13 protein-coding genes are annotated in these 14,572 nt (G+C 29.1%); all 13 read right to left on the bottom strand.

Annotated elements, in window-relative coordinates; translation table 4 throughout:
* Window positions 1-56 precede the first annotated feature (56 nt).
* The 13 genes from ASO20_RS02435 to ASO20_RS02370 all read right to left on the bottom strand — a co-directional run bounded on the left by ASO20_RS02435 (window position 57) and on the right by ASO20_RS02370 (window position 14,512).
* Complete coding sequence (locus ASO20_RS02435) at window positions 57-1,631, bottom strand: MATE family efflux transporter (protein ID WP_085056373.1); 1,575 nt, start codon at window positions 1,629-1,631, stop codon at window positions 57-59.
* Window positions 1,624-4,071, bottom strand: coding sequence for a phenylalanine--tRNA ligase subunit beta (pheT, locus tag ASO20_RS02430; protein WP_085056372.1), 2,448 nt, complete (start codon window positions 4,069-4,071; stop codon window positions 1,624-1,626). Before pheT ends, ASO20_RS02435 begins: the two co-directional genes overlap by 8 nt.
* Before the next feature lie 9 nt (window positions 4,072-4,080).
* A complete protein-coding gene (pheS, locus tag ASO20_RS02425; RefSeq protein ID WP_085056371.1) occupies window positions 4,081-5,133 on the bottom strand; it encodes a phenylalanine--tRNA ligase subunit alpha in 1,053 nt (350 codons plus the stop codon).
* Window positions 5,134-5,193: 60 nt separating this feature from the next.
* Complete coding sequence (locus tag ASO20_RS02420) at window positions 5,194-6,738, bottom strand: MATE family efflux transporter (protein ID WP_085056370.1); 1,545 nt, start codon at window positions 6,736-6,738, stop codon at window positions 5,194-5,196.
* Between the two features lie 587 nt (window positions 6,739-7,325).
* Window positions 7,326-7,826 (bottom strand): hypothetical protein, encoded by a 501-nt coding sequence (locus ASO20_RS02410; RefSeq protein WP_085056368.1) that lies wholly within the window; start codon window positions 7,824-7,826, stop codon window positions 7,326-7,328.
* A 75-nt stretch (window positions 7,827-7,901) separates the two neighbouring features.
* Window positions 7,902-8,465: a dUTP diphosphatase gene (locus ASO20_RS02405; protein WP_085056367.1), complete on the bottom strand. Its 564-nt coding sequence runs from the start codon at window positions 8,463-8,465 to the stop codon at window positions 7,902-7,904.
* Between the two features lie 66 nt (window positions 8,466-8,531).
* A complete protein-coding gene (locus tag ASO20_RS02400; protein WP_085056366.1) occupies window positions 8,532-8,834 on the bottom strand; it encodes an OB-fold nucleic acid binding domain-containing protein in 303 nt (100 codons plus the stop codon).
* A gap of 51 nt (window positions 8,835-8,885) precedes the next feature.
* On the bottom strand, window positions 8,886-9,266 hold the full coding sequence (gene rplT / locus ASO20_RS02395) for a 50S ribosomal protein L20 (RefSeq protein WP_085056365.1): 381 nt from the start codon (window positions 9,264-9,266) through the stop codon (window positions 8,886-8,888).
* Between the two features lie 16 nt (window positions 9,267-9,282).
* Entirely contained in the window at window positions 9,283-9,489 is a 207-nt protein-coding gene (gene rpmI / locus ASO20_RS02390; protein WP_157061712.1) for a 50S ribosomal protein L35, read from the bottom strand.
* A gap of 13 nt (window positions 9,490-9,502) precedes the next feature.
* On the bottom strand, window positions 9,503-10,045 hold the full coding sequence (gene infC, locus ASO20_RS02385) for a translation initiation factor IF-3 (protein WP_085056364.1): 543 nt from the start codon (window positions 10,043-10,045) through the stop codon (window positions 9,503-9,505).
* A gap of 151 nt (window positions 10,046-10,196) precedes the next feature.
* On the bottom strand, window positions 10,197-12,122 hold the full coding sequence (thrS, locus tag ASO20_RS02380) for a threonine--tRNA ligase (protein WP_085056507.1): 1,926 nt from the start codon (window positions 12,120-12,122) through the stop codon (window positions 10,197-10,199).
* On the bottom strand, window positions 12,122-13,522 hold the full coding sequence (gene pyk / locus ASO20_RS02375) for a pyruvate kinase (RefSeq protein ID WP_085056363.1): 1,401 nt from the start codon (window positions 13,520-13,522) through the stop codon (window positions 12,122-12,124). Before pyk ends, thrS begins: the two co-directional genes overlap by 1 nt.
* Before the next feature lie 3 nt (window positions 13,523-13,525).
* Entirely contained in the window at window positions 13,526-14,512 is a 987-nt protein-coding gene (locus ASO20_RS02370; protein ID WP_085056362.1) for an ATP-dependent 6-phosphofructokinase, read from the bottom strand.
* Between the last annotated feature and the right edge of the window lie 60 nt (window positions 14,513-14,572).

Genomic DNA, 14,572 nt, shown 5'->3' with positions numbered 1-14,572 from the left:
TTACATAAGGGCACTATTTATTTTAGCAAAAAATACAAATCAAAAAAAGTGTTTTTTTAATCTGTTGAAATAGCAATTTTTTGTTTGTCTATTCCAATAATTTTTATGCTCTCTAGATTATGATAAATCTTTCTTCCCATAAAAAAGGAAACAAAAGATGAAATAATATCTGTGATAGTTCAAGAAAAGAAAAATAGTAATCATCAATTTCCAGTAACCGTAATATGAGTTTCAATTAAATATAAAATAACTGAAACAGGTATAAACACAATAAATGAACGTAATGATGCTGCAATAATACTTTGAATTGGTTTATTTAAACTCTGTAAAATTGCTTGTGCCATAATTTGAATTCCTAATAATGGGAATAGTGAAAAAATAACACGTAAAATAATATCTCCAACACTATGGTACATATTTTGATATTCATTAAAGTTAGGAATCCCGCTAATATCTCCTTCAAATAAATTCAAAAAAACATTTGGAAAAATCATAATAATTAATTCAATGAACACCAAATACATGGAAGCAACGATTAGGATGGATCAAATCGCTTTTCTTATTCGTTTATATTCCTTTCTTCCAAAGTTATATCCAATAAAACTAGAAGAGGATTGAATAACACCAAACAAAGGCATAACAGTTATCATAATAATTTGACCAATTGCTCCAAATAATGATAAGTAAAAACCGTGAAACATTGCACTATTGGCATATTTCGGCGGAGCTGGTAGATGGTTTAAAAATATATTAACAAGATATGCATTAAAAGACATTCCAGAATTTCTAATTAATGTGGATAATCCCATTAGAATAATAACTGCAACATAAGATCAACGAATTTTTAGAAATCTAAATGCTGATAAAAATACGACTTCGTTACGACGATACAAGACATAACTATACATAATCAGTAAAGAAATTAATCAAGAAATATCTGTTGATACAGCCGAACCAATCAAAGATCAGTGAAAATACTTTAAGAAAATAAAGTCCCCTATTCCATTTAAAATATTTGAAACAATATTAGCAACAATAGAAATATAGATAAAACCTTCATTTCTTAAAAGTGAACCTGAATAAAAGCTAAAAGCATATAAAGGGATTCCTCAAATAAAAATGTTGATATATCATCATGCATATTTTCGGACAGTTTCTAAATTAGCATTTCCTGGTTGACTACTATGAACAATTTGTGAATTAATTAATGATTCACTCAATGGTGAAAAAATAGCAATCACTAATATTGAACAAAAGAATAATGATGAAATGCTTGTACCAATAAATGGCTTTAAATTATTATCTTTTTTACCCAACAAAATTGGAATTCGTGTAGCTGAACCGATTGCCAAACATCCAATCAACGCAAAGCACATTGTATTAATACTTTGCGTTGAAGAAATTGCTGAACGAATATCTACAGCTGTCAAAACTTGTGATGGATCATTAGAATTTATCGTTCCAAAATATAAACTAATAATAACGTCAACAACACTATATAATGCAAATGCAAACATCATAATCAAACCTGGAATACTAATTTGTAAAATAGCTTTAAAAACTGGAGTATGAATAAAACGATGTTCTTTTTTGTCTAGCCTCGATTTAGTTTGAGCAATATCCTTATCCATATATTCTTAATTTACTTTCTAGTCTTTCTGAGCAATAGTCATTTATAATTTCTTCAAGTTTTTTAATTTCTGCATCTGAAATTTGTTCTTTGGTTGAAATTAATACTTCAATAGCTACTGATTTTTTGTTTTCCTTAATTTTCTCGCCTTCATAAACATCAAAAATGTTAATGCTGTAGTTTAGAATTTTACCAGCTGTATCAATTAATTTGTTTATTGCTTCTTCAATTGTATTTTCTATTCTTTGAGCGGTAATTTCTTTATCTAAGAGAAACGAAAAATCTCGTTTCACGATTGGGAATTTTGATATTTCTTTAAATTGTGACGGACGACGATTAATTTTATTCAACTTAGTTAAGTTTAGTTCGGCCATAATAATATCATGTTGACACTTAATTTGTTTCTTAATTTTTGGATTCACCTTGCCCAACACTCCAATAAATGTATCTTTAAAATATATTGCAGCTTTTTGAACCGGATGAAACAAATGATATGTATCATTTTCGATATTGCGATATGTGATATGCGATATGTCAAAACTTTCAAGAGACAATATATTTTGAATAATCATTTTAAACGAATAAAAATCTGAATTGATTTTGTCTTTTGTGTAAATATCTCCAAAAAGTGTGTACGTTGATGCAATACATAAACGGTTATTAATACTTAAATTTTTATAATCCGAGTATACTTTAGCGATTTCGAATAATGTAACGTGTTCTTGTTTTCTTGAGACATTGTATTGAATCACATCCAGCATTGAATTTAATAATGTTGTTTTCATATATTCACGTTCTTGACTTAATGGATTTGCAATTTTAATCAATTTTGGATTTTCAAAATAATTATTATTCATTGCAGAATCAACATCAGTTAATGAATAAGTTTTTACTTGGTTAAAACCTAAACTGGTTAATGAATTAGTAATACTTCTTTCTCATTCAATTAGTTGATCATTTTCAAAAGGACAAGTTACTTGACATGGTGGAATTGAACGAATATTATCTAAACCATAGAAACGAAGTAATTCTTCAATAACATCTTCTTTTCTTAGAATATCTAAACGATTTGCTGGTGGTAATACTGAAAAATTATTTTCCACAAAATTATTAATTGTAAACCCTATGCTTGTTAAAATTTTCTTAATTTCCTTAGCATTAATCGATAAACCTAATAATTTTTCAACTTCACATACATTAAAATTAATTTCATTAACGATTTTTGGTAAATCATTATATGTGTAAATTGTTGATGTGTTTTCAATTCAATTATTTTCGCGACAAATTTTAATAAAAAGTAAAATAGCATTTTGCAAATTGTTTCATGATAAAGGTTTAGAAAATAATTGTGATGATTTCGTATTTCACCCTAATTTAGTTGTTGTAGTACGAATATATTTATAATCTCAAATCGCAGCTTCCAATATTATACTTCTAGTTTGATTGTTGATTGATCCCTTCTTAGCACCAATAATTCCTGCAAATGAAAAAATATTATCATCACTGCCAACGACTACTTTTTTTTCAGCTGATAATTCCTTATTATTTAAAGTTTCTATTTTTACATGATGTTTGTTTTCATAAACATTTAATTTATTACCAACAACATCATAATCGTAAGCATGCATTGGTTGCCCCAATTCGATAAGAACGTAATTAGTTAGATCTACAATGTTATTAACAACATTAACTCCGTGTGATATTAAATAATTTCTTAATCATTTTGGAGATGGTGCTACTTTAACCCCATCTAAAATAGCATAACTAAAAGCCCAACATTTGTCTGTTGAAATTTCTAGTTCTAATTTTTTATTATTGCTTTTTTCAAATTCAAATAATTCAAGCGGTAAAAATTTGTGATCTAATTTGTGTGCCAATTCGCGACATAAATAATAAATACTATTACAATCATTACGATTTGAAGTTATTGATAAATCAAAAAAGGTATCATTGTAACCAATGTAAGTTAAAGGTGCTTTATTACCTGGTGTCGCGTCATCTGGTAAAATGTAAATTCCAGATTTTTCTTCATCAGGAAAAACTTTGTCATTTATTCCTAATTCACTTAATGAACAAATCATACCTTCAGAAACGACTCCACGCAATTCTGCAACGTCGATTTTTATATTTTGAAATGATAAGTAAGCTCCAGGTAAAGCAACAATAACTTTAATACCATTACGGACATTGTTTGCTCCACAAACAATTGTTCTTGGTTTGTCATCGCCTATATTCACTTTGCAAATATTCAATTTTATTGAATCGGGGTGCTTATCACATGATAAAATTTCGCCAACAACTAAATTACTATTTGACCTTGCGTAATTACACATCGTTTCAACTTCAAATCCTATATCAATTAACGCATTAGCAATTTTTTCATCAGAAACCGAATCAATTCTTGCAATATATTTACTTAACTCTTTTCTACTTAAATACATAAATTTCCCCTAAAATTTTTTGAATTGTTTCAAAAAACGAATATCGTTGTTATAAAAATAACGAATATCACTAACATGGTATTTTAGCATCGCAATACGTTCAGCACCAATTCCGAAGGCAAAACCTTGAATTACTTTAGAGTCATGACCACATAATTCTAAAACGTTTGGATGTAACATTCCAGCTCCTAAAATTTCAATTCAACCTGTTTTTTTGCAAATAGCACAACCTCTACCCTTACAATGCACACATGTAACATCAACTTCCATACTTGGTTCTGTGAATGGGAAAAAACTTGGTCGCATTCTAATTTGAGTTTTTTCGCCAAACATTTCTTTAGCAAAAAACTCTAATGTTCATTTTAAATTAGCTAATGTAATCCCTTGACCTAAATTAACGACATCAATTTGAGTAAATTGATGTGAATGAGTTGCATCATCATCATCTTTACGATAAACATTTCCAGTACTTACAACTCGCACTGGCATATTCTTTTTAGCTTCTGTTAAAACATGCGCTGTTGCATTAGTACAATGAGTTCTAAGCAAATTTTCTTCGTCAATGAAAAAACTATCTTGCATTTCGCGAGCTGGGTGACCTTTAGGAATGTTTAATTTTTCAAAATTAAAAAGATCAGTTTCAACCTCTTTACCATCGATAACTGTGTAACCTAATTGTTTAAAAATGTCATGAATTTTATAAAGGACCAAATTAATAGGGTGAATTGAACCGTGATTCATTTTTTTCGCTTCTAAAGTAATATCAATTTTCTCTTTCTCGAGTGAAAGTAGAAATTTTTGTTCTTCCAAAAATTTTTGACGTTCTTTAATTAACGATTCGGATTCTTTTGTTAATGAATTAATCGCTTGACCTAGTATTTTTTTTTCTTCTGGATTCAATTCTTTTAATTTAGTAGTATACTTTTGTTTTAATTCACTATTTACCCCAAAATATTTATTAAAAATTTGTTGTAAATCATCAATTGTATTGTTTGGATCAGCACAAGCTACTTTAATTTTATTTAAGATATCTTCGGCATGTTTATTAAATTGTTCTAACATAATTCCCCACTTAGCATTACTTATATTTTCCTATTTTTTTAGAATCTTTCCTATTTAAAATTAAATTTTTATTTTTTTCCGTAAATTTACTAAATTTAATTCAGATTTAATTGATTTCATTCCGTAATGATATAAGAAATATCCTACGCACACCCCTATTACATCCATTATTGGATATGATGCTCAAAATATTCAGTAATTGTTTGTTACTTTAGCTAACTCACCAAAGACTAGAACAAGAGATAATTCTACCAGTACATTCCGATTCAAAACACATAAATTTGCTTGAATTGGTTTATTTCTAGCCTGTCATAAGATTGATAGTGATACCGTAAAAGCATTCAATCAATATAACATACCAATAATCATCATAACGGCGTGCGAATTATCATTAGCCTTTGGTAAGATATAATCATTACCATTAAAATTAATTTGCATATTATTTCTTATGTTGTATAGATCTCTTGCTATATATTGACTAGCGGAAATTAAAATAACTTCGACAAGAACCATATAAACTGCAAGAATTAAAACTGTTGCTCGAAATGATTGCTTAACACGAGTAAAATCGGCCTTTCCATAATTATAAATAGCAACAACACGTCCGGAAATAATAATTCCATTAATCGGGTTAATTAACATTGTCCAAATCGGATAACCAGCGCCAAAAAGTAATTGCCAATAATGTACTTTCAAATTACTATCCACAGTTCCTGACTTTCATATGTATTGATCAGGATGGATAGGGACAAAGTGAAAAACTAAATTAGTTAAAAACCCAATCATCGTCACCCCAAAATTTAGTACTATAGCCGGCGAACCAATTTTCATGATTTCTTTTGTAATTGACCAATTATTAAACATGTACTTTTTCTCTAAAGATAATGGAGTGTCAGGATTTCAACGTTTGTTTAATAAATAACAAACATAAGCTGCAGCGCAAATGACGATCGCAGAAATTAAATTACATATTCCGATCATTGTGTATTGCAAATCCTTACTATCTGTATTTAATGTTTTTCACATAATAATTTGAGCCAAAACATTACTTACCAACATAATTACGTTTAATGTGACATAAACTTTTTGGTTACCCATGTTTCTAAAACTAATTCCTCATAAATATCCAATAGCTAAAAATGGCATACTTAGTGCAGTTGGTCAAAAGAAATCTCAGGCATAATTAGCAATATTTGTTGCCCCGCTAGCTAATAATAGAAAGATTGGATAAGCGCAAGCTAAACCGATTATTATGAAAAGACTATTCAACCCCAGGACATTTATCGTTACGCAATTAAAAATTTTTTTAACTTGTTCGTACTGACCTTTTCCTAAATAAAATGACATTCTAGCGGTTGAACCACTAGTGAACATTCATATGGAACTCATCAAAACTGTATATAGTGGCACAAAAATACTAATTACATTTGCATTTGGTGCTCCCTTAATCACAAGTGACATAAATAACAAGTTAATAAAAGTAAAAATTCCCAAAATGAATTGAGTTATCATTACGGGAATTGATAATTTCAAAATAGCCTTAAATGGTGATGTGTGATAATATAAATCGTCAAGATTTATTTTCTTTTTAGCTTTTGAAATCATAGTTTATATATATATTAATACTAAATTGTCTTTAATCAAATACATTGAATCAAAAGACATTGTTTACATGTATTGTAGGATTTAAACCATCTAGTCATGAATGACATTCATATGGTGTAGTAATTCTGATACTTGGGCCAATCCCGCAATCTTTTGTGTCTATATTTGAAAATGACTCAAAATCAATATTTGTTGTATCTATTTATTCCTTTGATATCGGAACAAATAGTTTAACTAATTTATTAGTAAAGCCTCGGACATTCGAAAATTGAAACTTGTCACTTTGCAAAGACATAACATTTCACATATTAACTGATTCATTTTTAGAACTTAGTTTTTGAATTGCAACATTTAAGTTTAGTGAAAATTGATATTCTATAACTTTATCGTTAATTAAATTGTTAGTTAAATTATTTGAATGCTTTTCTAAATTAAAACTCAGATCAAAGGATGTAAGTTGTTCATTTAATTTTTTAGTATTTTTATCAGCAATACTTACTGAAATAACTCCACTAAATATTAATAAAGTTCCTAAAAATATTCTAATTTTTTAATGTTTTTGACATTCTTTCCATCTATATTTATTGTTAGAATTTTTCAATATCAAATTTATAGATATCACCATTATGAATATGTCAATCACTTACTCCTAAATTAGGTTGAACTCACACTTTTTTTTGATTATCTCATTGATAGTATAATATTGCTTCGTGGTTCTGCGGTGCATCTCATTGATAAGTTTGAGTTTTACTATCAAATTCAGCCATTGCAGTGACATATATTCCTGCAGTATATGATGCAAATTGAAAAAGAACCTGTTCTGATGGAGCAGTAACTGGCTGCGCCCCGGAAATAATTCCGTGGTCGTGAACTATATCACCTAACAATCCATCTTCTGTTTGAAAATTTTCTTGAAATTTTGTTCCGTCATTGGCATCTAATTCGATAGTAATTGATTTAGTTCCTAAATCTAAATTACGGTGCGTAAAATAATAATTAAGGATTATTACTGATTCTGCTACTATTCCTAGAAATAAAATTGACGTAATAATTGGTAAATATTTATGTAATACTTGAGTTATTTTCATTCCAACTCCCCTCTTATTTTTAGATTGGAATTAGATTTTAACTACTGAAAATAAAATTGTCAACTAATGTGATTATTAATATTTATTATCTTGTCGTGCGAAATTAATTTGGTTTTTGTTAAGGTATGCATTATAAATATCATCACTTGAAAATCCTAACATTAACCCTAGTTCCAAAAATTTAGCGAATACTTCATTATGCGTAAAAATATCTGTTTTATTCATTGAATCAGTAATGCATGTAAATAATTCAGCAAATTTATTTGTTAATTCCTTTTTAGTTGGATTAATTTTAACTTCATTTATATTTGGCAGAATTCTTGATTGCTTAATTGTGTTCCCAATGCTCAAAATGAAATGAACCCCATCAACATATTCTTCCAAAACAATATTTTTCTCGCTAGCTGATTTTAGTGATCAATACTTAAAGCACCTTGTTTCATTTGCAAGTTCACCTAACTCAACAAGTAGAGCAATTCAACGTTCATTAATTGTTTCCTGTTCTTTAACATTATGATTAACAATAATGTAACCATCTAATTTGCTTTGCATTTCGTAAAGCTTAACAACATCAAAATTCATTATTAGTTTTCCTGATTTTATATTATCAGTATTTTTACTCAATTGATTTGATTTCATGATGTTCCCCAATTTATTGTATTTATTTTATACCACAAGTACATAGTTACAAAATAGAAAAACAACCTATAAGTTAGGTTGTTTTTTAAATGATGTACAATCTTCTGCTATTACAACAATATTTTTATCGTCATCAAACGATAGATATCCTTGAATCCCGATCGAATCACCTGGCATTATTTGTTTCTTAAAACGTTCTAAAAGTTTTGGTGTCACTAAACAATTAATCAAAACAGTTCTTTTATCTTTTGAACTATAAGGTACTTCAATCGCTATTTTCTGGTAACATAAATCACCAGTATTTATTTGACTTGTCGATGTAGTTGCAACCCCAATTAAAATTACGTCATTAATAAAAATCACCTCCATCTAAAGTTAGATTAGGAGGTGATTAATTACTTTATTTAGTTAAATAAAATATTAAAGAGTTGTGTTGTCATTTTTTGGAGTAACAACATTTTCTTTTGCAATTTTTACTAATTCAGCAAATGTTTCTGGACTATTAATTGCCATTTCAGAAATCATTTTACGATTTAGTTCAACATTAGCTTTGTTTAAACCTGAAATAAATTTTGAATAAGAAATGCCATGTTGTTTACATGCTGCACTAATTCTTGTAATTCACAATTTACGGTAATCAGATTTTAATTTTTTACGATCAGCAAAAGCATAAGCTTCTGAACGAATAACTTGTTCATGAGCTTTTTTGTATAATTTACTTTTTGCTCCAAAGTATCCTTTTGCTTTTTTAAGAGTTCTTTTTCTCTTTTGAGCTCTAATTGGTCCGCCTTTTACACGCATTTGATCCTCCTATAAATTACCCTGAGTAAGGTAATCCTCTCTTTAGTCTATCGATATCAGTTTTGTGAACTAATCCACCTTTTCTCAATTGACGTTTTTGTTTAGTTGACTTATTTAAAGATAAGTGACTTGTATAAGCAGATGCACGTTTTAATTGACCAGTTTTAGTAACTTTAACACGTTTAGCAATTGCTTTTTTTGTTTTCATTTTAATTTTTGCCATGTTATACCCTTTCTTATTTCTTCGGAATAATGATGATATCAAAAAAGTTATTTACTTTTTTAACCTCTGATTCTGGTTGACCATAATCCTTAACTAACTCTAGAAATTGATTAATTTTTTCGAAACCGATTTCTGGTGTTGCCAATTGGCGTCCAAACATTTTAAGCGATAATTTAACGCGATCACCACTTTTTAAAAACTCAATAGCATGGCGTGCTTTTGTGTTTAAATCATTTGATGCAATTCCTGTTTTAATACGAATTTCTTTTAACTTAGTTTGTGATTGTTTCTTTTTATTCTCTTTTTGAGATTTTGACATTTCATACTTTAGTTTTCCAAAATTACAGATTTTACAAACTGGAATTGATAGGTTTGGTGCTACACAATATAAATCTAGATTTTTACTTGCAGCTATCATATTCGCTTCATATGATGACATTTCGCCAAGTTTAGCACCATCATCATCAATTACTAATACCTTTTCAAATCTAATCTTTTGATTGACTAATTCTTTTGAGTTATTATTATTTTTACCAAAATTAGGTTTTTGACTCATGTTCCTCCGGTGAGCAAACTAAATAAAAAAAACATACCAAAGAGGTATGCTTAAATACAACTACCCTTTCCTAATACGTGAGGGTGAGAAGACATACTCCTACTTAATTTACACATAAATATTATAAAGAGTATTTTAATAATGTCAATATTTAGTTTTTATTCACAATTTCTAGTTTAATTAATTCAATGAATTCATTTAATGAGTAAGAAATACTATCCTTTGAACCATATTTTCTAGCTTGTACTGTTTGAGTTTCTTTTTCTTTATCTCCAATAATAATTTGATATGGAATTTTTTGTGTTTGTGATTCGCGAATTTTATAAGACAAACGTTCATCATTATCTTGGAATAAAAATCGAATTTTATTCTTTTTAAATTCTTGAATTATTTGAGTGCAATAATCAACATGACTTTCGTGAACTGAAATTATTGCAACTTGTTTGGGAGCCATTCAAATTGGCAAATTACCATTTGTTTGTTCTAACAAAATACTTACTAAACGTTCATAAGTTCCTACTAATCCGCGATGGATCATAATTGGAACTTCCTTTTCACCTCTTTCGTTGATATAAAATAATTCAAAACGTTTAGGTAATAAAAAGTCTAATTGCAATGTTGCTAAAGTAATTTGATGACCCAAAATTGTTTCTACTTGAATATCAAGTTTTGGACCATAAAATGCTGCATCACCAATTGCTTCAACGCAATCGATTTTTGCTTTTTTCAATATTTTCGCTAATGTTTGTTCAGCATTATCTCACATATTATCGTCATTAAAAAAACCCTTATGATCTTTTGGGTCACGCAAACTTAAACGAAACTCTTTCACATTAATTTTAAGAGTTGCTAAAATTTTTGTTATAAAGGCGATTAAATTTAAAAATTCTTTTTCTAAAGTAGCAAAATTACAAAAAATATGAGAATCAGTTAATGACATAGCTCGTACACGTTCAAGTCCGGTTAAGGCACCTGATGCTTCATAACGATGTTGCAATACTTCTTCAGCATAACGAATTGGTAATTCACGATATGAATGAATTTCCGAACGATAAACAATGCAATGATGTGGACATGACATCGGTCTCAAAACTAATTGTTCGTTATCTACTTTCATAATCGGATACATATTTCCTAAATAATGCTCTGCATGACCACTAGTTTTATACAACTCAATTGAACCCATGATTGGTGTTTGTAAGAATTCAAAACCGTAATTTTCTTCTTCCTCGCGAATGTATTTAGCAATTTCATTTTTAACAACTGCCCCGTTTGGTAATCAAATTGGCAATCCTTGACCAACCAGTTGATCAAACATAAAAATTTTTAAATCTTTCCCGATTTTACGATGATCACGTTCTTTACGAAGTTGCAGAATTGTTAAATATTTATCTAATTCTTCTTTACTTGCTCAACATGTTCCGTAAATTCTTGTTAGCATTTTTTCTTTTTCATTACCTTCAAAGTAAGCACCAGACACTGATAATAATTTAAAATTACTCAATTCTTTAGTAAAAAAAACGTGCGGACCACGGCATAAATCAACAAATTTACCAAAGTGATACAAACTAATTTCTGAGTCAATTTTATCGATTAATGCTAATTTATATTTATTATTGTGAAAAATTTTTTTTGCATCAGTTTTTGAAACGATTTCTTTGGAAATCTTAAAACCCGTCTTTAGTAGTCTTTGCATCATTTGTTCAATTTTTGGTAAATCCTCATTAGTAATAGGAATTGATGAATCAAAATCGTAGTAAAACCCTTCTTTAATATTTGGTCCAACTCAAAATTTAGTTTCTGGAAACAACTCCATAATTGCGTATGCTAATAAATGAGCACAGGAATGATTAATGATTCCGAAATAATTTTTATCTGATGAACTAGTTATTATTTCTAGAGTTGCATCATTAGTAACTTGTGTATGTAAATCAACAACATTATTGTCTAACAAAGCAAATAAAGCACTCTTTTTTAAAGAAGTGCTTATTTTTCCTGCTATTTCGTAAATGCTTAAATCATTTTCAACACTAATTACTTGATTATTCTTTAAAGTAATGTTGATATTTTTTTTCATTAACAAATTGTTCCATCGCTATTTAGATAAGCGATTTTTAATCCTTCTTCTTCAATTGTGTCCATGTTTTTAACAATTTTAGTGATTTCGGTTTTGTCAAAATTTTTAATATCACTATAACAAGCTTTAACACCGTATTGAATTCCAAAGAAACACAGTTTTCTTAAATCGTTAGTTAAAGCAATAATGTTTAGTGGTAAATGCATTGAAGCAATACTTGAAACTAAATCATAACTTGGTTCATGAGCAACTAATGTGTTAAATTCACCGTTCAAAACTTTTTTTGCCAAAGCACGTGAAGTTTTTGGTCATTTTTTCATAGCCACTTCTTTTATGAAATTATGTGTTATTTCAGTTTCTGCTTGTAAAGCAATTTTTGCCATTGCATTTGTTGCTTCAAGTGGATAATCTCCATTAGCACTTTCCCCAGATAACATTGTTGCACTAGTTCCTAAATCAACAGCTCAGAAAACATCAGTTACTTCAGCTCTTGTTGGTGCTGGGTTTTTTGTCATTGAGTCAAGCATTTGAGTAGCGACGATAACTGGTTTTCTAGCGATAATACATTTTCTTACAAAAGTTTTTTCAAAATTAGGTACTAATTCAAATGGTACTTCAATACCTAAGTCTCCACGAGCAACCATAATTCCATCTGATAATTTTAAGATTTCATCGAATTTCTCAACAGCTTCTTGACATTCAATTTTTGAAATAATCTTAATATCGTTCCCACCATTTTTATTTAAAAATTTACGAATTTCTTTAACATCTTTAGCATTTCTTACAAATGATGCTGCAACATAATGAACTTTGTTTTCGCAACCAAAAACTAAATCTTCCTTATCTTTTTTTGATAAGAAACTTAATGATAAGTTTGTTCCTGGTAAATTAACCCCACGACGGTTTTTAATTTTGTGATTGTTCAAGGCCTGAACCGTTACACAAGAAATTTCCGGATTTGTCGAAATAACTTTCAATCTTAATTTTCCATCATCTAAATAAATCAATGATCCTTCTTTAACATCATTTGGCAATTGTTTGTAATCGATGTAAAATTCTTCACTATTTCCGATGAAAGGTTTTTTAGAATAAATTTTATAAATTTTTCCTTTTTCAACATCTAATGCATCATTAACAAAATTTCCTGTACGAATTTCTGGTCCTTTTGTATCCAATAACAAGGTAATTGGTAAGTGTCTTTCATTAGTAAGTTTTTTTGCAGCCGCAATTCTTCCACCATGCTCAGCATAATCCCCATGTGAAAAATTCATTCTCACACATGTACTTCCATTTTCAAACATTTTTGGAAATACAGCAGGTATTTCTGACGATGGTCCAATTGTTGTAACTAATTTAGTTTTTCTAACTAAAATACTTTTATCTAAACTTTTATATTTCATTTTCTACTCCTTAACTTTGCAACCCATTAATTTCAAAGCATTAATGTATCTTTTATGGGTGTCCCTATCATTTTTCATATCTAAAGCTTCTTCAATATCAAAAACTTTAATCTCATTAAAAAAATACCCTAAGGCTTTACCGGTGTGACCCTGAACCAATAATTCTACTGCTTTAGTTCCTTGCATAACCCCAATGATGCGATCTAAATTACTTGGGCGACCACCTCGTTGGTAATGACCAACACGATTGGCTCTAGTATCGTATCCTGAAACTTTTTGAATTGTTGTTTCCAATTCTTTCAAATCATACATTTGTTCTGAAACAATTACACTAAAAATACGTTTGTTTGCTTGTTTGGCTTGTTTGGCAAATTCAGCAATTTCAGCAATCGTAAATTGATTTTGATTTGTTGAAACTAAATCAGCATTTGTTGCCATTGCTGATAATAGTGCTAAATCACCACATCCATGACCCATTGTTTCAATGATAGTGCAACGATTGTGGCTCTTTGAAGTATCTTTACAATTATCTATATAATCTGTTAACGTATTCAAACACGAATCGAAACCTAGAGTATAAAATGATGAGGCAATATCGTTATCAATTGTTCCTGACATTGTAATAACACGAATTCCCATTTCATTTAAACGAATTGCTCCTTTATATGAACCGTCACCACCAATGATAACAAGCGCATCGATGCCTTCTTCATTTAAACTTTTTACTGCTATTTTTCTAACTTCTACTTGGGCGAATTCTGGTAAACGCGCTGTTCCGATTGATGTCCCACCTAAGTTAAAGAAATTATCTGCACTTTCTTTTGTTGCTTTAATAAATTGTTTATTAATTAATCCGCGATATCCATCGACAACAAAATAAGCATCAATACCATGTTCAATAGCTGCATTAGCAATGGCAGTTACTGTTGCATTCATTCCTGGGCAATCACCACCTGAAGTGATAATCCCAATTTTGTTAATTTTACTCATTTTGATCCTCAAATTATTTGTTTTCTATTATATATTATTAAATTTTTATAATTTTAGAAA

The sequence above is a fragment of the Mycoplasma sp. (ex Biomphalaria glabrata) genome (genome assembly GCF_001484045.1).
In the GTDB taxonomy this organism is placed as follows: Bacteria; Bacillota_I; Bacilli_A; order Mycoplasmatales.
This window is presented reverse-complemented; position numbering and strand designations above follow the sequence as displayed.